Consider the following 24562-nt stretch of genomic DNA (forward strand, 5'->3'; position numbering starts at 1 on the left):
CGCTCCAACCCCCTGGAACCCGATCAATCCGCCAGCGCGAAGGTCTCGAGCTGGTCGGCGTTTTCGCTATTGATCAGCACGCAGTCCATGAGCTGTTTTTCTTCCGCCGGCGCCTTGCCGGTGGTGATGTATTCGTGAGCCTGCTGCACCGCCATCTGCGCCTGGGCGTAGGCCGGCTGCAGGACGGTGGCCTTGATGCCGCCGGACTTGATCGAGTCGCGAACGTCGTTGGAGCCGTCGAAGCCGACGACGATCACGTCCTTGCGGCCGGCCGCCTGCAACGCAGCGATCGCGCCCATGGCCATCGTGTCGTTGCCGGAGATAACGCCCTTGATGTCGGGATTGGCCTGAAGGATCGTCTCCATCTTGCTGTAGCCCTCGGTCTGGCTCCAGTTCGCCGACTGCTGCGCCACCATCTTCATCTCCGGATATTCGTCGATGACGTCGTGGTAGCCCTTCGAACGGATGCCGGCGTTGAGATCGGCTTCGCGGCCGAGCAACTCGACATAATTGCCGGACTCGCCCATCAGCTTCACGAATTCCTCGGCACCGAGCTGCGCGCCCTGATAGTTGTTGGAGACGATCTGCGAGACGGCGACACCGGTAGCATTGATCTCACGATCGATCAGGAAGGACGGCACGCCCGCATCCTTCGCCTTCTGGACGGCCGCAATGGAGGCTTCAGAGCCGGCATTGTCGAGAATGATCGCCTTGGCCCCGCGGCCGATCGCGGTGTCGATCAGCTGCGATTGCTTGTTCGCATCGTCGTCATGCACGAGGACCAGCGTTTCGTAGCCGAGTTCCTTCGCCTTGGCCTCAGCACCCACCGCTTCGGCCTTGAAGAAGGGGTTGTCGTGCGACGGCGTAATGATGGCGATGAGATCGGCCGCATAGGCCGGAATGGCGGAGCTCGCCGCCAATACCGCCGCGAAAGCGGCGATGGTCATTCTGCGTGTCAGTTTCATCTGCTTTTCCTCCCAGGTTGAAAAAACGTCGGAGCTGTCCTCACAGGCTCCGGTATTCCGTTCGCGCGATCAGGTGATGCGGCGGATGCTGTCGGCGATCTCCTGCGGCTCGAAGACGCGTTTCCAGTCCTCGCGCATGAGCATCGGCTTGCCGAATTCGATGGCCTTGTTGCAGGCGTCGGAGAAGACGCCGGGCGCCTCTTCGAAGATCACGGCGCCGAGCACGTTCATGTGGCCGAGCAGGAAGTCGCGCGCGGCCTCTTTCGGGACGCCACGCTTGACGCACTCCTCCATCGCCTCACGCATGACGACCAGCAGCGAGGCGCAGACCGTTTCGGAGAGGCCCGGCTCCAGCAGCGCAATCTGTTCGACCGTCACCCGGTGCGAGCGCATTACCGGCGCCCAGATGACCTTTGCGATCTCCTCGCCGAGCGCGTAGGCCTCTTCCGGCCCCTGCATCAGTGCGGAGACGATGTGCTGCTTGGCCGCGACACCGCCGAAGAAGTCGCGCTTGGCCGCCGGGTCCGTCTCGTCGTTGAAGATCGGCGGGTGGCAGGGATGGGTAACGAAATAGGTAAGATCGCCGCGCTCCGGCAGATGACCGGCATAGGGTGCCGCCGCATCGAGGACGATGACCATCGTGCCGGGCTTCAGCCTATTCACAATCGCAGAAGCAACCTTGCCGATCGCCGTATCCGGCACCGCCAGAATGACCACCTCGGCACCGTCCAGCGCCTCATCGGCAGCGACGGCCTGAAGCCCGAGCTCGTCGGCCAGCCGCGCCTTGCCCGCCTCGCTCACTTCGACATGGCGCACGTCGAAACGCGAGCCTTTGAGGTTCTTGGCCAGGCGGCAGCCCATCTTTCCGCCGGCGCCGAACAGGGCAATCGATGTCATTCGCAACTCCTCAGCTATCTCGACGATCCGAATAGCCGAACTGGTATAATGAGTCAATGAGCATATCAGCAGCCGATAGCCGCAAAGTAGCCAGCGGTTGACAAGTAACGGTGTTCGGATTATTACTGACGAAATTCGAAATTCATCACTCATCAGCAGGAGACAGGATGAGCGATCTCGCAGACAACGCCGCCGATGCAGCCCGCCAGGAAAACGTGACGCGTATTCTTGAAGCCGCGGAGCGGCTGTTCCGCCATTACGGCTATGCCAAGACAAACGTCGCCGATATCGCGCGCGAGCTCGATATGTCGCCGGCCAACATCTACCGTTTCTTCGCGTCGAAGACGGAAATTCATCAGGCGCTTTGCTCGCGCATGCTCGGGGCAAGCTACCAGCAGGCGCTGGAAATCGCGCGTCTGCCGCTCAGCGCTTCCGAGCGGCTGAGGCGCTACGGGCTGGGGCAGCACAAGCTCACCGTCGAGACAATGCTCGACGAACAGAAAGTCCATGAAATGGTCGTCGTGGCGATCGAGCGCGACTGGCACGTGATCGAGAAACATATCGGCCGTCTGGACGAGCTCCTCGCAGCTATTATCCGCGAGGGGATCGAAGCCGGAGAGTTCGCCGAACAGGACCCCGCTATCGCCGCCAGATGCTTCGGCGCCAGTCTCGTCACCCTTTGCCATCCGCAGATCGTCGCCCAGTGTCTCGCCAAGGAAAACCGCGCGACACCCGAGGAGCTCATCGAGTTCGCGATCCGGGCGCTGAAAAATTAAGGCTTGCCGCTCCAACATGTGAGCGGTTTCGGGGCGAAGCCATGCACAAAAACGCCGCGCCGCCGCAGAGCGGCCAAGGAGAGTAAGAGCGATGTTTTCAGGAAGCCCCCTCAACCGACCGTTCGCCGCCCGTCTCCTCACCGCGATTCTGCTGGGTGCCGTTCTCTCCGGCTGCTCGGAGGAGAAAGTCGAGACGAACGAGACCATACGCCCGGTCAAGGTCGTGGAGATTGCTCCGGCCGGCGAGCCGCGGGAGCTTCACTATTCCGGCTCGGTCAAAGCGCGCACGGAGATGAATCTCGGTTTCCGCGTCGGCGGCAAGATCACCGAACGGCTCGTCAATATCGGCGACCGGGTCAAGCCGGGTGACATTCTCGCCCGTATCGACGCCACCGACTATCGGCTTGCGGTCACGAGCGCAGAGGCAGACCTGCTTGCCGCCGAAAAGCAGGTGCGGACGACAGCGCTTGCGAAACTCCGGGCCGAACAGCTCTTCAGCAAATCGTTTTCCTCCCAGGCTCAACTCGATCAGGCAACCCTTCTTTACGATCAGGCGGTCTCGACGCGAGACGCCGCGGCTTCGTCGCTGAGCCAAGCGAAGAACCAGGTAAACTATACGGACCTCAAAGCCGACCAGAACGGCATCGTCACGATCGTAAACGCCGATATCGGCCAGGTCGTCGGCACCGGAACGCCCGTCGTGACCGTCGCGGTCGACGGCGAGAAGGAAGTCGAAATCGCAGTGCCGGAGACGGATATTGCCGAATTCAAGCCCGGCAAACCGGTCGGGGTGCGCTTCTGGTCGAACGACATGCTTGTGCTCGACGGGCATGTGCGCGAAGTCTCCGGCAGTGCCGATCCGCGCTCACGCACCTTTGCCGTACGCGTCAGCCTGGCGAACGACGGGCGCGTGCTTCTCGGCATGACGGCGACGGTCGAGGCGGCTGCGGAAAGCTCGGCGCCGCTCGTTTCCATCCCCCTGAGCGCGCTGTCGAAGAAGGACGGCCAGAATATCGTCTGGATCGTTGACCGTGACTTCTCGACCGTCCATGCGCGCCCGATCAAGCTCGCCGATTTCGCCGATAACGGTGTGCGGGTCGCCGAAGGCCTCGGCGCCGGCGACCTCGTCGTCGCCGCAGGCACACAGTTCATGGCCGAGGATCTGAAGGTGAGACTGCAGGCGGCGAACAGCAATCGGCCGAGCAGCAGTCCGCCCGAGCCGAAACGCCCGAAATTCTCCGTTAGAGCTCGCAGCAAAGTAGCGCTCTGACCCTTTGACTATGCACTTCCCACGGAAAACCGCTTTCCACTTTTCCTGGAAGTGCTTCAACCTCCACCGGTAGAACGGGACGACGGCCATGCACGCCTCCACCGAGGACAAGAAACCGTTCAATCTTTCGCGCTGGGCGATCGGGCATCCGAGCATCGCGCGCTTCCTGCTGGCGCTGATCATCATCACCGGCGGGCTTGGGCTCCTGCGCATGGGGCAACGCGAGGATCCGGAATTCACGTTCCGCGTCATGGTGGTGCAAGCCGTATGGCCGGGAGCTTCCATCCAGGAAATGGAAGACCAGGTGGTCAACAAGATCGAGCGCAAGCTGCAGGAAACGCCGCATCTCGATTTCGTCCGTTCCTATACGCGCGCCGGCAGCGCCATCATCACGGTCCAGATCGAGGGCGATACCGACGCAGACGAGGTCGCCGACGCCTTCTACCATGTGCGCAAGAAGGTGGGCGACATCGCCAACGAGCTGCCCGAGGGCGTGCTCGGCCCCTATTTCAACGATGAGTTCGGCGACACCTTTATCACCCTGCATTCGATCAGCGGCGACGGCTTCAGCTATCCCGAACTGAAGCGCTTCGCGATCGAGGGGCGCGACATGCTGCTGACGACGCCAGGCGTCGAGAAGGTCGTGATCCTCGGGGATCAGCCCGAGAAAATCTATATAGACCTCTCCTCCAAGGTTCTCGCGGAGCGCGGCCTGACGTTCAACGACCTGCGCAATGCGATCGCCGGTCAGAACAATGTCGATCATGCCGGCTCTGTCGACACCGGTACGCGCTCGGTGCGCATTTCGGTCGAAGGAGACGTCACCAAGGTCGAGGACATCCGTGAACTGCGGCTGAGGGCGGGAAACCGGACCATCCGGCTCGGCGACATCGCGACCGTGACCTCCGGGCTGGAAGATCCCTATGCACGTAAATTCCGATTCAACGGCCGCGACAGCGTCCAGATCGGCGTAGTAATGGCAAAGGGCTTCAACGTCACGGACGTAGGCAAGGCAGTGGAAGCGACCTACGATCGCTTTGAGTCCGCCCTGCCCTACGGCGTGTCGGTCGATCAGGTCTCCAATCAGCCGGAAGTCGTCACCGAAGCGATATCCGAGTTCAGCCACGCGCTCATCGAAGCGCTGATCATCGTCCTCGTCGTCTCTTTCCTGTCGATCGGCTGGCGCTCCGGTCTCGTGATCGCGATTGCCATTCCGCTCGTACTCGCGGCCACCTTTGCGATCATGTACGAGCTGGGCATCGACCTCCAGCGCATCTCGCTCGGGGCGCTGATCATCGCTCTCGGCCTGCTTGTCGACGACGCGATGATCGTGGTCGAGATGATGGAGCGAAAACTCGAAGAGGGGCTGGAAAAGATCGACGCGGCGAGCTTCGCCTATTCCTCGACCGCTTTTCCCATGCTGACCGGCACTCTGATCACCACCGCCGGCTTTATCCCCGTCGGCTTCGCGGAATCGACCGCCGGCGAATATGTGCGCTCGCTCTTCTATGTCGTCGGCATCGCACTGGTGGTCTCCTGGTTCGTGGCTGTCTATTTCACGCCCTGGCTCGGCTATATGATCCTGAAGCAGCGCCACCACGCCGGCACCCATCACGACGTCTTCGATACGCGCTTCTATCGCCGCCTGAGGGCGACCGTCGGCTGGGCAGTGCGCCATCGCGTCGTCGTGCTCCTGACGACGCTTGCCATCTTCGTGACGAGCCTTTGGGCATTTCAGTTCATTCCGAAGAATTTCTTCCCGCAGTCCTCGCGCCCGGAAATTCTGGTCGATCTCTGGCTGCCGGAGGGAACGAGCATCAAGGAGGTCGAAAGGCAGGCGAAGGCGCTCGAGGAGCGGATGATGGACGATGAGGACAAGCGCTTCATCGCCACCTATATCGGCGAAGGCGCCCCGCGCTTCTTCCTGCCGCTCGACCAGCAGCTTCGCAATCCGAACTTCGCGCAGCTCCTCGTCATGGCAAAGGACGAGGCGGCCCGCGAGCGGCTGATCGTCAAGCTGCGCACGATACTCGCCGAGGATTTCCCCTCCATCCGCACCAAGGTCGACCGGTTGTTCTTGGGACCACCGACCGGATGGCCCGTGCAGATGCGGGTGATGGGCCCCGACCGCGAGGAAGTGCGTCGCATCGCCGACCAGGTGAAGACGAAATTTCAGGAAAACCCGCTGCTCGGCGCCATTCATGACGACTGGCTCGAACCTGTGCCGGCGATGAAGCTGGTGATCGACCAGGACCGCGCCCGCGCCCTCGGCATTACGTCGCAGCGCATCCGCCAGATGTTGCAGGCGGCAATGTCCGGCGCCCCACTCGATAGCTTCCGCGACGGCGAGGAAACGGTCTCCATCGTGGCGCGGGAACCCGGCGGCAATCGCCACCTGCTCTCTGCCGTCCAGTCGGTCTATGTGCCCACCGATTCTGGCGGCTTCGTCCCGGTCTCGCAGATTGCCAAGGTCGTTCCCGTCATGGAACAGGGTATTGAGTGGCGGCGCGACCGGCTGCCCACGATCACCGTGCGCGGAACGCTGCCTGACGGCGTGCAGCCGAACGACGTGGCGATGCAGCTCTTCGACGAGCTCAAGGGACTGAGGGAGGGCCTTGCGCCCGGCTACAAGGTGGAGATCCAGGGCGGCGCCGAAGACAGCGCCGAGAGCCAGGCCTCTATCGCCGCCAAGGCGCCGATCATGCTGGTGGTGATCGTCATCCTTCTGATGGTGCAGCTCCAGCATTTCGGCAAGGCGATGCTGGTGCTCGCAACCGGTCCGCTCGGCATCATCGGTGCGGCGGCGGCCCTGCTCATCAGCGGAGCACCCTTCGGCTTCGTCGCCATCCTGGGGGTCATCGCGCTGCTCGGCATCATCATCCGCAACTCGATCATTCTGGTGGACCAGATCGACCAGGACATAGGGGGCGGGATGGAACGTTCCGAGGCGATCGTCGGCGCGGCGGTGCGCCGCTTCCGACCGATCATGCTGACGGCGCTCACCGCGGTGCTGGCATTGATCCCGATCTCCCGCGGCGTCTTCTGGGGACCGCTGGCTTATGCGATGATGGGCGGGATACTGGTTGCCACCGTTCTGACGATCCTGGTTCTGCCGGCCGGTTATGCGCTCTTCTTCGGCAAGGAGCCGAAATCGCGCAAAACGGACCCGGAGCCTGCGGACGCGCAGGACGTTTCGGACGAACAGGAGCGCTACCCGGCGCCGCTTGCGGCAGAGTAAGTGGAGATCGGCCACTCTTGCCCAATTCTGTCGAAATCGAAATAATGTGATAATCTCACCGGGTTTCGATCCCCATGATCGGACACAGGATCAGAGGCAGGAGCAGGAATGAGCACGATCATGTTCCCGCAAAGGGACCTGCGCGAAGAGACCGCAGCCCTTCGCGCGCAGATTCTCGAAAGGCTGTCGAAACTGCCCTGGGACGGGCTTTCCTTCGCGCATCCCGTTCCGGGCCTCTCGCTCTATCGCATCGTCGAGCCGGCGGGCCCCTTTTCGAGCGTTTACGAGCCAAGCCTCTCTTTCATCATCAAGGGAAGCAAGAATGTCCGCGTCGGCAACGAGACGCTCGTCTACGATGAAGGCTTCTTCTTCCTGACCGCCATCGGCCTTCCCGTAACTGCGCAGATCTGCGCGGCAAGCGAAGGGGAGCCCTATGTCGCAGCGGCCTTGCGTCTGGACATGGAAAAAGTGCGGCGCATCATTGCCGATCACGACATACACCCGACCGACATTCCCGAGCGCGACCTTGGTGTGGCTGTCGGCACCGCGACGCGCGAGCTCTTCGATGCCCTGTTCCGGCTGATTTCGCTTGCAGGCTCGCCGGCCGACATTCCGTTCCTGGCCGGCCATATCCAGAACGAGATCCTCTATCGGCTTCTCACCGGCGAGCAGGGCGCGCGGCTCCGGCGCTTCGCGCTCGCGGGCACGAACAGCAACCGCGTCGCCAAGGCGGTCCTATGGCTGAAGGAAAACTACACCAAACCGCTTCGCGTGGAAGAACTGGCCGAGATCGCCAATATGGGCGTCTCCACGCTGCACCACCACTTCCGAGCCATGACCGCGATGAGCCCCCTGCAGTTCCAGAAGCATCTGCGACTGCATCACGCACGGGAACTGATGCTCTCCAAGTCGCTCGATGCGGCGACGGCGGCGCTGCAGGTCGGCTACGAGAGCCCGACCCAGTTCAACCGGGAGTATCGCCGGGCATTCGGCCATCCGCCGCTGCGCGACATCAAGGCGATTCTGAATTCCAGCGATTCGACCAGGCGGAACTCCGCGGGATGATTGCTGCCCCACCCGGTGCGATGATCACGATCCCGTCAACCTGGCAGGAATGGGCAATAATTCGGCAGGATTGAATCTACCAGCCCGGCGAATGGTCTTCTAAGCTCCAGGTCTCGTTCATGGTCTTAGGTCAGGTTGCCTGGCTCGTGAGCGTGAGTAATTCCAAGAGCTTGAGCGGCATGTGGGCGGAAGACCTTTCCACATCCGCGCCAGCGGCAGTCCGGCATGTGGCAGCGGCATCCGCTTCACGCGCCGAAACGCGAGGAGAACACCATGGTGACTGTTAAGATCAACGGCGTCGAACACAAGATCGAGGCCGAGGCGGATATGCCGCTTCTGTGGGCAATCCGGGACCTTGTCGGGTTGACGGGCACGAAATTCGGCTGCGGCATGGCGCAATGCGGCGCCTGCACGGTCTATGTCGACGGCTCGCCCACTCGGTCCTGTCAAACCTTCATCGGCGATATCGAAGGAGCCGAGGTGACGACGATCGAGGGCCTGAACGGAAAGGTTGCCGAGACGGTGCAGGCGGTCTGGGCCGATCTCGACGTTCCGCAATGCGGCTACTGTCAGTCCGGCCAGATCATGTCCGCTACGGACCTTCTGGCCAACAATCCCAAACCGACGGATGCCGACATCGACGCCGCCATGTCCGGCAATCTCTGTCGGTGCGCCACCTACCATCGTATCCGCGCGGGCATTCACGAAGCCGCGAAGCGTCTGGAGGCCTGACATGATACCGAAACTGATGCAATCGATCGCCCGTCCTGCCGCCCGGATGGAAACGTCGCGGCGACAATTCCTGCTCGGCGCGCTCGCGGCCGGGACCGGCATTGCCGTCGGATACCGGGTTCTCGCCGCCTCCCCGGCATTTGCGGGCGAGGCGGAAACGGAGAGCGGCTCACACGCATTTTCTCCCTACCTGATGATCGGAGCGGACGGAAAGGTGACCGTGCTCTCGTCCCAGTTCGAAATGGGTCAGGGTTCCTATAACGGCGTCGCCACGCTGGTGGCGGAAGAACTCGACGCCGACTGGTTCACGATCGACGTCAAGGGCGCGGCCGGCAATATACCGGCCTATGGCAATATCGCCTTTGGCGGGACCATGCAGGGCACGGGAGGCTCGACCTCCATGTCCACCTCCTGGGAACGCTATCGCAAGGCAGGTGCCGCCGCCCGGGCGATGCTGGTTGCTGCAGCCGCGGCCGAGTGGGGCGTCGACGCGGCCGAGATCACCGTCGAGAACGGCACCCTTGCCCATCCCTCCGGCAAGAGCGGCGGTTTCGGCGCATTTGCGGCAAAAGCGGCCACGATGCCGGTGCCGACCGACGTAAAGCTCAAGGGACCGGGCGACTGGAAGCTCATCGGCAACGCCAAGCTGAAGCGCTTCGACAGCGCCCGGAAGGCAAACGGAACCGAGCAATACACGATCGACGTGAAGCTCCCGGGAATGCTGACGGCGGTGATGATCCACCCGCCCCTCTTCGGCGCCAAGGTCAAGTCCTTCGACGCTACGGCCGCCCGCGCCATTAAGGGTGTGGTCGACGTGGTGGAAACGCCGCGCGGCGTGGCGGTGGTCGGCGAGCATATGTGGGCCGCGATCAAGGGCCGGGAAGCGGTTACCGTCGAGTGGGACGAAACGGACGCAGAAAAACGGGGCACGCCCGAGCTCATCTCCACCTATCGCGACCTTGCCGGCAAGACACCGGCCGCATTCGCGCGCAAGGACGGGGATGCCGACGCTGCATTCGCATCGGCCGCAAAGGTCATCGAAGCGACTTTCGAATTCCCCTATCTCGCGCATGCCGCCCTGGAACCCCTGAATGCGGTCGCACGCAGGAACGAGGACGGCACGATCGAGATATGGGGCGGGCATCAGCTCCCCGACGTCTACCAGAAACTCGCCAGCGAAATTGCCGGCGTACCGGTCGAAAAGATCCGGCTCAACGTCATGAAGACCGGCGGCAGCTTCGGCCGGCGCGCGGTATTCGACGGCGACGTCGTGGCCGAAGCCGTCCATGTGGCAAAGGCTCTCGGTTTTCGTGCACCGGTCAAGGTGCAATGGACCCGGGAAGACGATACGCGCGCCGGGCGGTATCGGCCGGCCTATGTGCACCGCCTGAAGGCCGGCATCGACGCAAGCGGGAAACTCGTTGCCTGGAGCGATCACATTGTCGGTCAGTCGATCATGGCGAAAACGGCCTGGGACGGGATGGTCCAGAACGGGGTCGACCCGACATCCGTCGAAGGAGCAAACAATCTGCCCTATGCCATCCAGAACCAGACCGTCGGGCTCACGACCACCGACGTTCGCGTTCCGGTCCTCTGGTGGCGCTCCGTCGGCTCGACGCACACGGCATTCGCAGCCGAAGCCTTCCTGGACGAGGTCGCCGAGGCTGCCGGGCAGGATCCCCTGGAGTTCCGCCTGTCAATGCTGGAGCCCGGCTCGCGCCACGCGACCGTTCTCAAGCTGGCGGCGGAAAAGGCCGAATGGCAGAAACCTCTGCCCGACGGCCGCTTCCGCGGGGTCGCGGTCGCCGAGAGCTTCGGTTCGGTGGTGGCTCAGATTGCCGAAGTTTCCATTGATGGCGAGGGCATCAAGGTCGAGCGCGTCGTTGCGGCCGTCGATTGCGGCCTGGCGGTCAATCCGGATCAGGTCCGCGCTCAGGTCGAGGGCGGGATCGGCTTCGGGCTGAGCGCCATCCTGGGCGAGGAAATCACGCTCACGGAAGGCCAGGTCGATCAGGGCAATTACGATATGTACACACCGCTCAGGATCGATGCGATGCCGAAGGTCGAGGTCCATATCCTCGCCTCTGCCAACCCGCCGTCGGGGATCGGCGAACCCGGCGTTCCGCCGATCGGGCCTGCGGTTGCCAACGCAGCCTTCAAGGCGCTCGGCAAGCGGATTCGCGTCCTGCCCTTTGCAAAGTCGCTCAACGCCTGAGCGCTCATGCCGGCCGCCAGCGCGGCCGGCATCTTCCCGCGTGATCCGCGCCGCCCAAGCTACACCGAAGAATTTGCGGAAGCATCATTTCCTCGGAACCATCCGCACCGCAGGCTGTTAGGCGCCGTCGCTTCCTCGAGGCGACACGTTCAGAAGAGCGGGTCGGCTCTCGTCCCGCCGCCGGAGCCGACCCGGGCGGCGTCCCTCCCTCTCTCCCCCTCCCCGGGGGCGCCGCCGAGCGCTGCGGAAGGTGCCTCCTCCGCAGCGCCGCCGCCTGGAAGGCACCGCCGATGCTCATTGCGCGATCGCGGTCGAAGAAATCGCCACGCAGGATGCGGCTCCTGTGGGAAGAGCATCGCATGGCCCTGACCGTTACCGAGCTGGTAGGTCTGGATACCTGAAAGCGTGTCGACTGCCGTGCTGCCCTTGGGCGGCACCCAGCGCAAGCAGCAGGCGGGAACTCGGCCGGCTCGAACCTTGAAAGATGGCGACGAAACGTACCTTATAGGCAAATATGGGTTGCGCATCAGGACGCAACGACACGCATAGGTTGATATGTTTTACTCGCCGTTATGCTGTAAGCGATTTGATAATCGGCGATTTTCCGCTCCGGCGCATTACGCCCGCTCCGAGTGGTGCCGCAAACGGCGCAGGCTCCTCTTCGAGGCGTTGCGAGGCGTCGGGTGATTCGTGAAGCGGACCGGACCCCGCTTCCAGGCGCGCAGGGCTAACCGAAGAACAGGGACGCGATCATGATGGCGGAAACCAATCCGAGGGCGGCGATGAACACGATCAGGTCGATCATGGGGTGATGGCGCAGACCGCGTCGCATGGCGAACTCCTCCACCCGTTGCGGGTCAAGCAGAACGTCCATGCGGCGGATTTGTTCATCCTGCGGTCATTCGATCACGCGCAGCCGGATGCTTCCCGATCAATGTCCGCCCTTACGGCGAGCATCGTGGCTGTGATGGCGGTCGTGCTCGCCTCCGCCTCCGGAAACCTTGCTGCGCGTCCGGCGCTCGGAATCGGCCGGCGGCTTCTCTATTTCGAGCGGAGCTTTCGCATTTTCATGGGAGGCGCCCGGACCGCCCTGGCGGATACTTGCGGGTGTCTTCTTGGAAGTGGACATGCGCTCTGCCTCATCTGTCCTGCTGATAGCCCTGATGGGTCGTGTTGACCTTGGTGTTGCCCTGCTGCCCCTTCTTCTCCGGATTTTCTGCGAGGTCGGGCTTCTTCGCCCCGGCGGATACGTTTCCAGACTCTCCGGCTCCCTTGTGGCTGCGGTTGTCCGACGGGACGGGTGGTGGTCGGCTGCTCATTCGAGACCTCCTCACTGTGCCGTGGCGTCTTTAGCGCCAGCGTCTTGCGGGTATGCGGCCCTAACCTGTCAGGACGGGCGTTGTTCCTGGTCGTCGAAAGGCAGGACCGTGCCGGCAGTTGCGGCATGCAGGTATGTTCCGAGGACAAGGCCGAGACCCATGGCGACATAGGCCATCATCAGGTCCGACTTCGGCAAAGCGAGTTCCCAGCCGGGCGTGAGGCGCTTGGGGACGAGGCCGTAATCGACGAGGGCTGCAAGGGCGGTGGTGCCAGCCGCGGCGGCGACGACCCGAGAGGGTGAAGGCCGCGCGCTGCGCCCGATCATTGCCGAGAACGGGAGCGCCCACCAGAACGAGGCGAGCATGTGCGTTGTAAAGCCGGTGCCGGTGTGGGCGAGATCGGGACGCGATACCGACCCCGAGCGCGGGCCGTGTATCCAGTGGCTCGTCGCGTTGATCGGCCGCCACGGGCTCCTGTTCCGGCGCTCGGCCGCAACCGCCAGCGCCGCAAGGGCGGCGAGGCCCGCGCATAATCCGCTGGCGGCTATGAGTGATACTCGTGCCATCCGTCTCTCCCGAAATCGTGACAGGCCGACGGATGAACCGGCGGCCCGCCTCTTTGTTCCGGCAAGAAGGCGGTGTTCTACTCTGCCGGCTGCGGAACCGCTGCGGGGAGCGCTCCGCCGCCCGCAAGGCTACGCTGGCCGGCCGCTATCGTCACCACGGTCGCCACCCCGGCGGCCACTGACACCCAGAAACCGTTCTGCGCGCCGAAATTGTCGACTACCCAGCCGGAGACGAACGCGCCCAAGGCCATGCCTATGCCGATGCCGGTCATCACCCAGGTAACGCCCTCCGTCAGCATCGACTCGGGTACGCGCCGCTCGATCAGGCCGAATGCCGTGATGAAGGTGGGCGAAATCGCGATGCCGCTGGCGAAAACCGCCAAGGCGAGGAGCGGCACGGTGTTCGCAAAGAGAAGAGGCACCGACGTTATGGCGATGACGCTCACGGCGATCAGAAGCTGCCTGTGCAGGGGCATGGCGGGGTTCAGGGCACCGAGCGCCAGGCCCACCAGGAAGGAACCGACCGCATAGACGCCGATGACGAGGCTGGCAGCCTGCGGCTCTCCGAGTTCCTTGGTGATCGCGACGGCACTGACTTCCGCCGTGGCGAAAATCGAACCGACGAAAATCAGGGCAAGCGTGATGATCTGCACGGGACGCTGACGGATTGCCGAGACCTGCGAGACGCCGGCCTCCAATCGGCGCACCTTCGGCTCGGTCGAGCGCTGCAGGATGAAAGCCGCCGTCCCGAGCGCGAGGAATATCGTGCTCGTCAGCATGCCGGCTTCCGGAAACAGAGCGACGGCGAGGCCGACCGACAGCGAGGCGCCAGAGATATAGACAAGCTCGTCTGCCGACGATTCGAAGGCGAAGGCTGTGTTCAGCTCGGGTTGATTGCGGAAGATCTCGGTCCAGCGGGCGCGGACCAAGGCGGGTATGCTGGGCATCATCGCCGCGAAGAAGGCAGATGCGAACAAAGTCCATTCGGGCCAGTCCCGGTTGGCCGCAATGATCAGCGCCAGGAATGCGGCTACCGATACGATCGTCGTCGGGACGACTACGGCGGTCTGGCCGAGGCGGTCGACCAGCCGCGATATCTGGGGCGCGACGAGCGCATTGGTGAGGGCGAAGGTAGCCGAAACCGCGCCTGCCAGCCAGTATTCGCCATGGGTCTGCGACAGCATTGCGACGATCCCGATCGGTGCCATCGCAATCGGCAGTCGTGCGAAGAAGCCTGCTGCCGAAAAGCCCTTGGCTCCCGGCGCCCTGAAGATTTTCCCGTAGGGATTGGACATGAGACGCTCCAATGAAGGATGGTGCTAGATGACATACGCCGCGTATGTCATCTAGTTAGTTGCATACGCGTCGTATGTCAAATAAAATACGAGGCGTATGCGAAACGGGAGACGATATGAACAGACCGCGAAAGGAAATGATCGCCGAGACCCGCGCAAAACTGATCGCGGCCGCCAGGCATTCCTTCGGCACCATCGGCTATGCGGACTCGTCGATGGACGATTTCACCGCCGAGGCCGGCTTGACCCGCGGTGCGCTCTACCATCATTTCGGTGACAAAAAGGGGCTGCTGCAGGCGGTGATCCGGGAGATTGACGCCGAGATGACGGCGCGCCTGAACAAGGTCTCTTCGGAAGCACCGACGCGCTGGCAGGGATTCGTGGACGAGTGCGTCGCCTATATCCGCATGGCTCTCGAACCGGAAATTCAGCGCATCATGTTCCGTGACGGACCAGCGGTGCTTGGCGATCTATCGCAATGGCCCATGAACGAAGGCTGCATAGCGGCGCTGGCGGGCAGCCTGGCTCGCCTCAAGGCCGAAGGGGCGGTCATCGACGTCGACACGCAAGCTGCAGCCCGTCTTATCAACGGAGCGAGCAGCCACGCGGCGCTATGGATCGCCAATTCCGACGACCCGCAGGAAACGTCGAAAAAGGCTGTCGAAGGCTTTCGGGCGCTGCTCGAAGGCCTGAGGACCGAAAAGGGCTGACTGCCGCGTTTCAGTGTTCCAGCAAAACGCCGGAATGCTTCTAGAGCATTTGATCCAACGCACTTCCGGACGGAAAACCGTTACACACTTTTCCTGTATGTGCTCTAAAAGCGCACCACGAGCCCGAGGATCGGCCCCTGCTCGACGACGTCGAAGACGAATCCGTCATTGCTGTAGTCGACACCCAGCGCGCGGTAACCGGCAAGCGCCGAAACGGTATCGCTGAAGCGGTAACCGATAGCCGCGGCGACATCCCAGTCCAGATCCGCGCCACCGGCGCCGACAAGGCCCCAACCGGTCATGTAGATCTCGGGCGTAAACGAATAGGTCCCGCGAAAGCCGGCGATTCCGTCCACCCAGGTCGCATCGTCGGTTCTCGACACACCATCGAGAACGCCCCCTTGGAAGGAGAGCTCGCTCTTGACGGACCAAACACGCAAGCCTCCGACGACATCGAGCCGTGCAGCGCTGTCCTCATAGATCGCGTAGCCAGCGCCGAGTGTGCCGGCGAAGGTCTCCGTCGAAAGCTCGACATCGTCGGCGAGAACGCCCCTGGGCGTGCCGCCCTGGCCGGAAAGCTTGATGTACATCGCGTCCCCGAAGATGCTGTAGGGTCCGTTGCGCGCTTCGGCGATCGCCATCGCAGCGAAATCCAGGTGGTCGAAGACATCACTGAAACTCGCGTCGACGTCGACCGCAGGCAAGCCGAACTGCTCGATATCCCCCGAAAGCCCCGCCGCCCAGAAGTAGGGCGCGAAGGAAAACGTCCAGCCGCCCTCCGTGGTGACCTGCTGGGTTTGCGGTGCCACCGGAGAATAGATGTCCGCCGCCGTGGCACCGCCGGCAAGCAGGCAGGCTCCGATGGAAGCCAGAGTCGCTATGAAACGAGATGTCATCACATCCTCCGATATTGCCCGCCGGCACGATCGGCCGCGGCTCGACAAAGTCTTTCAATCCTTAGGCGATTCAAACGCCCCAACTCACTGAAACCAGGCAGTTCCGCACGAAAAATCTTCCCGTAATTCGCCGGGAACCGTTCTAAGTCACTGGGTCGGGTCTTCGCTTTTCTCGGCGCTTGTCAGCGTCTCCTCGAGGTTGACCTTCTTGCGGCGCGTCCCGCTCTGTTCGATGATATTGACCGGCGCGGAAATCGTGGCGGCCGCGACGTTCCCGACATTTTTGGCAGTGCCGGCGACTACGGCGGTGATTCCGTCGCCCAGCGTGATTTCGGAATCGGTAAGCGTCTGGCCCTTGATGATCCGCTGCCCGATCAACTGCACGATTTCAGGACTTTCGGCGAACTTGCCGTGATGCAGGCCGTCCTCCGTCTCGACCTTGGTCAGGTCGATTGCGGTGATTCCGGCACGTTCCAGTTGGGTACGGTAGGGTTCGGCAGTCGGATCGATCGCGCCGAGCCGCGACACGTCGCCGGAGATCAGCCGCGAGACCGCCAGCGCGCGGTCGTCCTGTGAAACGAAGACCGTGAACTTCGGCCGCGCCTTGCCCATGTCGACCCATTGCTTGGCGAAGACGTCGAGGTCGATATCGGGCGAAGCAAGGATCACGTTCTCGATCTTCGGCGCGATCTTTCCGTCACGAATTCCCATCTGGCGCAGCGATTCCATCGTCAGCCACGTTCCCATGGAATGAGCGAGGATGGTGACGTCCTTGACATGCGGAGAATTCGCAAGCGTGCGCAGCGTATCTTCGAGCGCTGTGCGGGAGTAGTTGGTGCTCTCCCTGTCGTAATTATAGTCGAACACGCGCGCCCGTGACGGCCAGGTAAACAGGATCGGCGTCGCCTGCGCACCGGAATCGTGCACGATCTGCGCCAGCCGGAAGACCGCATCTTCGTAGCGATTGTTGAAGCCGTGAACGAAGAGAAGCACGTGGCCGCCCTCATTGTGCATCTGGAACCAGCTGCGCGCCTCGTCATCCGATGCCAGCTCGCGCACCCGCGTCACGGCGAAATCCGTCTCCGGGTTGGGCGGCAGCTTGCGCGGCCACTGCACCGTGCCCGGCTTGCGGCGCGAGTCCGGCGGGATCGAGACCGCAACGTCGGTCATCGAAAGCGTCGGACTGCGCTCACCCGAAAACAGGGTCGCCGGGTCTCCCGAGGGCTCGCGGGTCGTGGCCACCAGCATGTCGACCTGAGACGTCGTAGATGGCTGCGCCAGAGCCACCGGAGTCATCACGCCTTTCGGGTGACCTCCGCAGCCGGCCAGAAGGGCGAGCGCGACAAACCCCGACAGAGCCGCGCCCCAGGCTTTCGCAACGCGGAGCCGCCCTCCGCACGAACCTATACTCAGCAAAAACAACGCCTCACACTCCAGGCGCCGTCGCGCCGCCCCTCACATTCGACCTGCAACTTAGACCCTTACACGGCAAGATTGAAGTCCGTGTAACGATCCCATTCTTCAACCTGCGCATCCCCGGCCGGACGCCCAGCCCCGCGTCTCAGCGGACGCGCCTGACACAACGGAAACCGACATGGCTCGTCGTCGTATCCGTCTCCTGAGCGTGGCGGGCTGCGGGACGGTACCGCCGGCAATAGTTGGGCGCGCAGAGATGCGATCCCCCCTTGAGGACGCGGCGCGGAACCTTCACTCTTGCCGCGGGATCGATGCTGGCTTCCATATCCCCGTTGCGCGGATTGCTCGGAATGCAGCACGGTTTCGCAGCCGCCTCCGGGTGGCGCACGGACCAGTAATCCGTGGTCCACTCCCAGACATTGCCGATCATGTCGTAGAGCCCGCAGCCGTTCGCCGGGTAGAATCTCACCGGCGACGTCCGCGCGAAGCCGTCCTCCAGCGAATTCTCGATCGGGAAGCTGCCCTGCCAGGTATTGGCCATGTGATTCCCGCCCGGGGCGAATTCGTCCCCCCAGGCAAACTCGGCCTGATAGAGACCGCCGCGCGCCGCGAGTTCCCATTCGGCCTCGGTGGGCAACTCCTTGCCGGCCCATGCGGCATAGGCCTTTGCATCCTCATAGGAGACATGGACGACGGGGTGATCCAGAATCGCTCCGATGCTGCTCTTGCGCCCGAGCGGGTGCCGCCAGTTGGCGCCGAGGGTGAATATCCACCATTGCGATATGTCGCTTCCCCTCAGCGGGTGTTTCGGCGGCGTGAAGACGAGCGAGCCTGCTCTCAGATTGGACGGCGGCGCGCCGGGATAATCTTCCGCACGCGGCCGCTTTTCTGCGAAGGTCACATGTCCGGTCGCGTTTACGAACTCCAGGAACTGACGGTTCGTGACCGGCGTCTCGTCCATCCAGAACCCGTCGACCGTCACCGGGTGCACGGGCGCTTCCTCGGGATAATGGTCGTTCGACCCCATCATGAAGGTCGCACCTGAAATCCAGACCATTTCCGCCGCGGGTTGAAGTTCGGCCGCGGTGTGCAAAGACGACTTCATTGGCATTCTCACTGAAACCGGTTCCCAGATCTACCGCCGACGGCTAGCTGCCCAATTCATGCAGGGCATCTTGGACCAAGCTCGCGATCTTGTCCGCATTCGCCTTCCGACAGAATGGCTGCAGGCGGCATAATATTTCCCTGCTGTTGCCGACGCATCGCACCCTTTCGCATCACACGGCTGCCGCTGCGGCGCCGTTCCGGCAAGCCCGGCGCACCGGGTTCGCGCCCTCAGTCCTCGGCGATCGCCCAAGCATCGCTCGGATTGAATGTGCGGATGTCGGCGGCAGTTTTCTCAGTTTCTTCCCCGAGATCCGCTTCGTAGACGATGCCGTTGCGGTTGACCACGAAAGTCTTCACCCCCGAGACACCGTATCTCACCGGCCAGGCCACCAGGCCGAAGCCGGCAATCATGTTGCCGTTGATGATATAGTCGAACTTGCCGCCCGTGATGTTGTCGCCCTGACTGGTCAGGATACGGTAGCGATAACCTTGATAGCCCCGGCCGGCCTTCGCCCGTTCCACGGCATCGCCCTCTGCAAGAGCCGCGGCTGCAGGGCTCTCCTCGCCTTCGAATTTTTCTGCAGGCCAATAGAGCCCGTTCTGCGTACCCACGTCGCTGATCAGTTTCTGCGCGTATTCCAGGACGCCGTCGCCGTCGTGGTCGCCGAGCGCATACTCCTCCTGCGCTCCGACATAGGCGCGCATGGTGGCTAACGTCGCAAGTTCGTTGTCACCGACCCGCCGGTTGGCGATCTCCTCCAGTCCGACAAAGGTGTCGAAGGCCCATTTGCCGTCGTCCCCCTTCGAGATCGGAAAGGGAAACGGCCACAGCTCGTCGCCGATCTCGAGGACCTTGCGGCCCTCCACTTCCTCGACGACGACCTTCTCCTTCACGCCCTCCTGTATGTCGGCATAGGTCTCCATCACCCCTTCGCTCGACCTTGTCTTGGCCGGGTCCAGCCCGACCAGCACTGCGAGCTTGTCGAAATCGCCGCCGGTGACGGTCGTCTTGAAAGCGTCGACCGCCAATTCCGGCGTGTCGAAAACGGGCGGATCTTCTGTCGCCGCATAGTCTGCAAGCGGCGTATCCTCACCGGCTTCCTGGGCCAGGACTGCCGGAGCGAGCGCCGTGCCGCCGAGGAGGATCATCCCGAAGAGCGACAGAGCGATCCCGTCACGAATGGATTTGGTCATCCTAGCCTCCCGATCTGATTACCGCCGGCGTCCGCCGCCACGCTTCACCATCTTGTGCCCACCGCCGCCACGATGACCGCCGCCCATGGAATGGTGGCCGCGGCTGGACGACATATGGGTTTGCCGCTTGTTGCCGACCTTGCCGAGCGCCGAGTGCTTGCCGCCGGACGAATGTCGCACGTTGTGTGCACCCGGTTTCGGTGCATGCGCCTTGCGGTGGACGTTCGACCGTGCGCCTGCGGCCTTGCCTGTGCTTGCACGGGCGCGGTTCGCCGCAGCCCCGCCATCGCGACGCGGTGCGTCCACACGACGCTGGGCATTGCCCGCCCGCTCCCGTTCGGCCCGAACGCGGTTCGCATCGACCTTGCTCTTGCGGATGTCGTCGACGGAAACCTTGTTCGGTCTGCGGGCGATTTCGTCTCGGTCGCGGCGCACGTCCTTCGCCCGATTGGCGATGTTGTTGTCGCGGTTTGCCTTGAAGTCGTTCGTAAACTTGTCGCGATCGATATTGGCAAACTGATTCTTGTCGAACTTGATCTTGGACCGGTCGACATTCTTCCAGTCGACATCGTTCATCTTGAATTTGTCGCGGTCGATATCGATGTCGTTGAAGCAATTGTCGCAGTCGATGTCGACGTCGCCGTTCCAATGCCCGCCCCAGACGCCCCAGTCGTCCCAGTCGACGGCCGCCGCCCATATCGCAGCCCCGGTGATCGCGGCGGCGAAATAGGCGGCGGTCGGGTAGTAATAGCTCGGATAGGGATCGGGATAATAGGCGATTGGCGCCGGCGCGTAGCCCGGCTCGTAGAGCATTTCCGGCTCGTATCTCGGGACGTAGATCTTTTCCGGATCCGCCGCCTGGATGACGATGTTGTCGCCTTCGTTGACGACCTTCACCTTGTCGTCGGTCTTGATGACGCCGTCCGCTACCGCCTTGTCGCGCAGAGTCTGGACCGCGATTAGAACGTCTTTCTGCTGGTAGGCGAGCGCGCTGCCGAGCGCCTGCGTCCAGTCTAGATCGTCGCTCATCATCTTGACGATCTCGGGATAGTTGAGAAGCGATATTACGCTGTCGTCCCAGCTCTCCTTCGGCTGCAGCCCCTTGTTCGTCTTCTTCTCTTCGAGGAACCGCGCCGCCTCCACGATCTGCAGCGGAAAGAGCGAAGCGGAGCTGACCAGCGCGACGAGCTCGTCCGGATAGAGCGCGATGCGCGCGACCATGGTTTCGAGCTCTTCCTCGGTCAGGAGATCGGGTTGATCATCGCTCGCCTCGCCCGCCTGAGCCTGCGCGGCCTGCTGAGCAAGACCTCGGGGAACCAGGGCCGGACCCGCAGCCATCAAAATTGCGAGCCCCGCGACACCGATCGGACGGGCGATCAGTCTGAGCAACTCAGTCGGCATAGCCTCACTCCCTGCGTTTGCACTTCAGCTTACGGTCTCGAGCGTCAGCTCGACCTCTCTCATGCTTTGCGGGCCCGCCATGGCGCCGCTGAACTCGTTGCGAAGCGCTCTGGAGCTCTTCGCGGGCCCACCTCACTTCGGGAAAAGGAAGGTGACGGCGAGGCGTGCGCCCCAGCCCTGCGGCCCGTTGTCCGGTGCGGCCGCCCAGTAACGGGCGCCGGCAGTAATACTCACCGGCTGCTCGCCGAACTTGACCAGCTTGGACACCTGGAAGTTGACCGGGACGGACCACTCGTCGCTTTCCCAGTCATAGGTGCTTTCGGTGTTGAGCGCGAATGTCCAGGCGTCCGGTGTCGTGTAGGAGACGAAGGGCTGCAGGAAGGTCGAGTTGACATCGGCCCTGTCGTCATTGCCTGCGAAGGACCAGATGTGATTTGCCAGAGCGCCATAGGTCCATGGGCCATCCTGCTTCAAGACGACGGCCGTCGGTCCGATGCCCCATTTCTCGCTGCCGAGCAGATCGTCCGTGGCTGTCGGAATGAGAAAGACGGGACCGACACCCCAGATGATCCCGCCCGCCGTCGGCTCCTTGGGCGAGAAGAAGAAGCTCTGCACGGTATCGCCCAGTCCGAACTGATCGCCGGAAGGCCCGGCAATGTCGTCCTGAGAGATGATCGGCAAGATCGTTCGCGAAATCAGGTTCCAGTCTTCATTGAGGCTGATCGGTATCACCGGCTGCACGTTCAAGGTGACCCGGTGCCCGTCATCCGGTCCGAAACCACGGTCGTAGTTCAGTTGGAACGGAACGCTGATGAGCGAGGCGATTGGGTTCGACAGCTGCTTGGCGAGGTCGGCGCCGGAGGAATCCTGTGCCTGGGCAACGCCGCAACCCGCCGCGACCGCAATGGCAAGCGCCGCTGCACGCGGGAAGGTCGGCGCCGATGTTCCTGCCCTACGCACCCGACCTGCTCCTTCTGATCGTTTTCTGTCGAGCGTCATCCAAGATGTCTCCCTGCCTGCACGTCCGTCCGATTGCAAGAATAACTACCGGACTTCCCTTGGTAGAACGCTAGCGCGGAAAGTAGTTGCACCACTGGCATTACTTGCGGATACGTGGCGAATTGAACAGCGGCAAGTTGGCCTTTGGTCCAACTATCGCTGCTCCGCAAACAGCCGAATGATATTGTCGGCGTGCGTCTGCGAAGGAATGCCTTTTGCCACTGCGTTCGATCCGCGGCCGGCATGCCGGCGCGTACATTCGGAAGCCTCGACGTCCTCGTCGCCCAGGGCGTTCGTTCATCGTCAACGTCAGTTCAGGAAGATAGATCATGTTCGAGATCAGCCGCCGCTCGGCCTTGAAAATCGTCGCTTTGACAGCCGCGAGCTCCTCGGTTCGTCATGCACTGGCCGAAGGCACCGAGACCTTGCCCTCATGGGCCGAGGGCGACGCAAAGGCGCGTATCCTAAAGTTCGTGGCGGCGACGACGACGAAAGGCAGCCCCGATTTCGTCGAGCCTGCGGCCCGCATTGCAGTGTTCGACAATGACGGGACGCTCTGGGGCGAACAGCCCATGTATGTGCAGCTTGCTTTCGCGCTCGACCGCGTCAGGCAGCTGGCGCCGCAGCACCCGGAATGGCAGACGACGGAACCGTTCAAATCAGTGCTCTCCGGGGACATGGCCGGCGTCGCGGCCAGCGGCGAGCGTGGACTGCTGGAACTCGTCGCCGCAACCCACGCCGGCATGTCCGCCGAGGAATTCGAGAAGATCGTCTCCGATTGGATCGAAGGCTCTCGGCATCCGACATCGGGCAAACCCTATACCGCACACATCTTTCAGCCGATGGTCGAACTGATCGACTATCTGAAGGCGAACGAGTTCGCAGTCTTCATCGTCTCGGGTGGCGGAGTGGAGTTCATGCGCCCGTGGACTGAACGCGTGTACGGGATCCCCCCGGAAAACGTCGTCGGCTCCAGCATCAAGACCAAGTACGAACTGCGGGACGGCCATCCGGCGATCACGCGTCTGCCCGAAATCGACTTCATTGACGACGGTCCGGGCAAGCCCGTCGGCATCCACAAGTTCATCGGCCGACGGCCGATCGCCGCCTTTGGAAATTCCGACGGCGACTTCGAGATGCTGGAATGGACAACCTCCGGCCCCGGGCGCAGCTTTGGCCTGATCGTTCACCACGACGACGCGCAGCGGGAAAACGCCTATGATCGCGACTCCCATTTCGGCCGCCTCGCACGCGGCCTCGACGAGGCGTCTGCGCGCGGCTGGACGATCGTGAGCGTCAAGAATGACTGGAAGGTGGTTTACCCGGAGTGAAGTGAGCGATAACCCAGAAGGCGGAGCTACCGTCTCTCATGCGAAATGCACTTCCGGAGGGAAACACTCATTCCGTTCACCGGGTCTATCGGGAGCGTGGCGCCGATATCGGTCGGCGTTCGTCTCGCAGGTCGTCGATTGCCGCTGACAGCGAGGCGCGGGAGAGCGGCTTGTTAAGGAAACCCGCGGCGCCCGCGCGCATGCAGCTCTCACGCACCCCCTCTTCATCCGCGCCGCTTATGACGATTACGGCAAGCCTTGGCTGCCTTCCCCTGAGCTCGTGCAATATGTCGAGCCCGTTCATGTTCGGCATGTGAAAATCAAGCAGTACGCAGGACGGCTTGGCCTCTTCGAGTTCCTCGAGGAACATCTCGCCGGAGGCGAACGCCACCGGCTTGAAGGACAGCGACAGCACGAGTCGGCAAAGCGCGCGACGAACCAGCTCGTCGTCATCGACAATGGCAATGATACGCTGACCCTCGCTCATCCATCATTCATATATCAAGGCCCTGGCTGATCGTAGTTGGACTTGGGACCAATGCCACCGGCAGGCGGGTCTGCAACAGCGACCAGGCGAACGAGGTCGGCGACCGTTCGTACGCCCAGTTTCGCCATCATACGGCCGCGATGAACCTTGATGGTCTTTTCGACCGTCCCGAGATCGGCCGCTATCTGCTTGTTGAGCAGGCCGGCCACGACAAGATGCATGACCTGCGTTTCCCGGGCGGTCAGGCTTTCGAGCCGCCTCACCACGCTCGCCTTCTTCTCTTCCGTCTCACGCCAGGAGCGTGCGCGCTGGCGCGCCACGTTTACGGCAGCCAGCAGCGTTTCCGCCTCGACGGGCTTCGTCAGGAAGTCGACGGCACCCGCCTTCATCGCACGCACACTTGCCGGAATATCGCCCCTGCCCGTCAGGAAAACGATGGACTGGCTTCCGCCAGCCGCTGCGAGCGCCTCCTGCACGCGAAACCCGTCGGAGTCCGGCAGGCTTAGATCCAGTATGACGCAATCGGCCGTGTGGAGATCCTCGGATGCCAGGAACGCGCCGGCGTCCCGGTACACCGCCACCAGGTAACCCGAAGCCGAAAGCAGCCTCCTCAGAGACCGCAGCACGGATTCGTCGTCGTCCAGCAGCAGTACTTTTCCGGCGTTTTCCCCCATAAGACACCT

The 24562-nt window shown here is 62.7% G+C and carries 23 protein-coding genes; 8 read left to right on the forward strand and 15 right to left on the reverse strand.

Features of this window, described 5'->3' with window-relative positions:
• Nucleotides 1-23: 23 nt before the first annotated feature.
• A complete protein-coding gene (locus tag CN933_RS25490; protein ID WP_014527519.1) occupies nucleotides 24-965 on the reverse strand; it encodes a D-ribose ABC transporter substrate-binding protein in 942 nt (313 codons plus the stop codon).
• A 69-nt stretch (nucleotides 966-1034) separates the two neighbouring features.
• A complete protein-coding gene (locus CN933_RS25495) occupies nucleotides 1035-1862 on the reverse strand; it encodes a phosphogluconate dehydrogenase C-terminal domain-containing protein (protein WP_102762837.1) in 828 nt (275 codons plus the stop codon).
• Nucleotides 1863-2029: 167 nt separating this feature from the next.
• Between CN933_RS25495 and CN933_RS25500 the strand changes: the two genes are divergently transcribed.
• The 6 genes from CN933_RS25500 to CN933_RS25525 all read left to right on the forward strand — a co-directional run bounded on the left by CN933_RS25500 (nucleotide 2030) and on the right by CN933_RS25525 (nucleotide 11158).
• The gene (locus CN933_RS25500) at nucleotides 2030-2638 is read left to right on the forward strand and encodes a TetR/AcrR family transcriptional regulator (RefSeq protein WP_102762838.1); all 609 of its coding nucleotides are present in this window, start codon (nucleotides 2030-2032) and stop codon (nucleotides 2636-2638) included.
• A 91-nt stretch (nucleotides 2639-2729) separates the two neighbouring features.
• Nucleotides 2730-3908 carry an efflux RND transporter periplasmic adaptor subunit gene (locus CN933_RS25505; RefSeq protein ID WP_180980816.1) on the forward strand — a complete coding sequence of 393 codons (1179 nt, stop codon included), beginning with the start codon at nucleotides 2730-2732 and terminating at the stop codon, nucleotides 3906-3908.
• Nucleotides 3909-3996: 88 nt separating this feature from the next.
• Nucleotides 3997-7146: an efflux RND transporter permease subunit gene (locus tag CN933_RS25510; RefSeq protein ID WP_102762839.1), complete on the forward strand. Its 3150-nt coding sequence runs from the start codon at nucleotides 3997-3999 to the stop codon at nucleotides 7144-7146.
• Between the two features lie 108 nt (nucleotides 7147-7254).
• Entirely contained in the window at nucleotides 7255-8211 is a 957-nt protein-coding gene (locus tag CN933_RS25515; RefSeq protein WP_102762840.1) for an AraC family transcriptional regulator, read from the forward strand.
• 273 nt (nucleotides 8212-8484) lie between these two features.
• Entirely contained in the window at nucleotides 8485-8943 is a 459-nt protein-coding gene (locus tag CN933_RS25520; protein WP_018097905.1) for a (2Fe-2S)-binding protein, read from the forward strand.
• A 1-nt stretch (nucleotide 8944) separates the two neighbouring features.
• A complete protein-coding gene (locus tag CN933_RS25525) occupies nucleotides 8945-11158 on the forward strand; it encodes a xanthine dehydrogenase family protein molybdopterin-binding subunit (RefSeq protein WP_018097906.1) in 2214 nt (737 codons plus the stop codon).
• Nucleotides 11159-11885: 727 nt separating this feature from the next.
• On the opposite strand, the gene CN933_RS25530 is transcribed toward CN933_RS25525, so the two are convergent.
• From CN933_RS25530 to CN933_RS25550, 5 genes are all read right to left on the reverse strand, one after another.
• Complete coding sequence (locus CN933_RS25530; protein WP_018097908.1) at nucleotides 11886-12032, reverse strand: hypothetical protein; 147 nt, start codon at nucleotides 12030-12032, stop codon at nucleotides 11886-11888.
• 57 nt (nucleotides 12033-12089) lie between these two features.
• Complete coding sequence (locus tag CN933_RS25535) at nucleotides 12090-12287, reverse strand: hypothetical protein (protein ID WP_018097909.1); 198 nt, start codon at nucleotides 12285-12287, stop codon at nucleotides 12090-12092.
• 10 nt (nucleotides 12288-12297) lie between these two features.
• Nucleotides 12298-12477, reverse strand: coding sequence for a hypothetical protein (locus CN933_RS25540; RefSeq protein ID WP_018097910.1), 180 nt, complete (start codon nucleotides 12475-12477; stop codon nucleotides 12298-12300).
• 68 nt (nucleotides 12478-12545) lie between these two features.
• Nucleotides 12546-13043 carry a hypothetical protein gene (locus CN933_RS25545; RefSeq protein WP_018097911.1) on the reverse strand — a complete coding sequence of 166 codons (498 nt, stop codon included), beginning with the start codon at nucleotides 13041-13043 and terminating at the stop codon, nucleotides 12546-12548.
• Nucleotides 13044-13120: 77 nt separating this feature from the next.
• Nucleotides 13121-14338, reverse strand: a complete 1218-nt coding sequence (locus tag CN933_RS25550) for an MFS transporter (protein WP_102762841.1) — start codon at nucleotides 14336-14338, stop codon at nucleotides 13121-13123.
• 116 nt (nucleotides 14339-14454) lie between these two features.
• Between CN933_RS25550 and CN933_RS25555 the strand changes: the two genes are divergently transcribed.
• A complete protein-coding gene (locus CN933_RS25555) occupies nucleotides 14455-15048 on the forward strand; it encodes a TetR/AcrR family transcriptional regulator (RefSeq protein WP_018097913.1) in 594 nt (197 codons plus the stop codon).
• A 104-nt stretch (nucleotides 15049-15152) separates the two neighbouring features.
• Here the strand turns inward: CN933_RS25555 and CN933_RS25560 are convergent, their stop codons facing one another.
• From CN933_RS25560 to CN933_RS25585, 6 genes are all read right to left on the reverse strand, one after another.
• Nucleotides 15153-15944: a hypothetical protein gene (locus CN933_RS25560; protein WP_018097914.1), complete on the reverse strand. Its 792-nt coding sequence runs from the start codon at nucleotides 15942-15944 to the stop codon at nucleotides 15153-15155.
• A 147-nt stretch (nucleotides 15945-16091) separates the two neighbouring features.
• The gene (locus tag CN933_RS25565; RefSeq protein ID WP_018097915.1) at nucleotides 16092-17360 is read right to left on the reverse strand and encodes an alpha/beta hydrolase; all 1269 of its coding nucleotides are present in this window, start codon (nucleotides 17358-17360) and stop codon (nucleotides 16092-16094) included.
• A 145-nt stretch (nucleotides 17361-17505) separates the two neighbouring features.
• Nucleotides 17506-18465 carry a formylglycine-generating enzyme family protein gene (locus tag CN933_RS25570; RefSeq protein WP_102762842.1) on the reverse strand — a complete coding sequence of 320 codons (960 nt, stop codon included), beginning with the start codon at nucleotides 18463-18465 and terminating at the stop codon, nucleotides 17506-17508.
• A gap of 230 nt (nucleotides 18466-18695) precedes the next feature.
• Nucleotides 18696-19661: a DUF2950 family protein gene (locus tag CN933_RS25575; protein WP_102762843.1), complete on the reverse strand. Its 966-nt coding sequence runs from the start codon at nucleotides 19659-19661 to the stop codon at nucleotides 18696-18698.
• A gap of 18 nt (nucleotides 19662-19679) precedes the next feature.
• Nucleotides 19680-21062, reverse strand: coding sequence for a DUF3300 domain-containing protein (locus tag CN933_RS25580; RefSeq protein ID WP_102762844.1), 1383 nt, complete (start codon nucleotides 21060-21062; stop codon nucleotides 19680-19682).
• 132 nt (nucleotides 21063-21194) lie between these two features.
• Entirely contained in the window at nucleotides 21195-22022 is an 828-nt protein-coding gene (locus CN933_RS25585) for a hypothetical protein (RefSeq protein ID WP_102762845.1), read from the reverse strand.
• A gap of 368 nt (nucleotides 22023-22390) precedes the next feature.
• Between CN933_RS25585 and CN933_RS25590 the strand changes: the two genes are divergently transcribed.
• On the forward strand, nucleotides 22391-23392 hold the full coding sequence (locus tag CN933_RS25590; RefSeq protein WP_102762846.1) for an HAD family hydrolase: 1002 nt from the start codon (nucleotides 22391-22393) through the stop codon (nucleotides 23390-23392).
• 85 nt (nucleotides 23393-23477) lie between these two features.
• Here the strand turns inward: CN933_RS25590 and CN933_RS25595 are convergent, their stop codons facing one another.
• Together CN933_RS25595 and CN933_RS25600 are read right to left on the reverse strand one after the other, a co-directional pair.
• Nucleotides 23478-23879: a response regulator transcription factor gene (locus CN933_RS25595; RefSeq protein WP_102762847.1), complete on the reverse strand. Its 402-nt coding sequence runs from the start codon at nucleotides 23877-23879 to the stop codon at nucleotides 23478-23480.
• A 14-nt stretch (nucleotides 23880-23893) separates the two neighbouring features.
• Entirely contained in the window at nucleotides 23894-24553 is a 660-nt protein-coding gene (locus tag CN933_RS25600) for a response regulator transcription factor (protein WP_100672435.1), read from the reverse strand.
• Between the last annotated feature and the right edge of the window lie 9 nt (nucleotides 24554-24562).

This window comes from Sinorhizobium sp. M4_45 (genome assembly GCF_002885915.1).
Lineage (GTDB): Bacteria > Pseudomonadota > Alphaproteobacteria > Rhizobiales > Rhizobiaceae > Sinorhizobium > Sinorhizobium meliloti_A.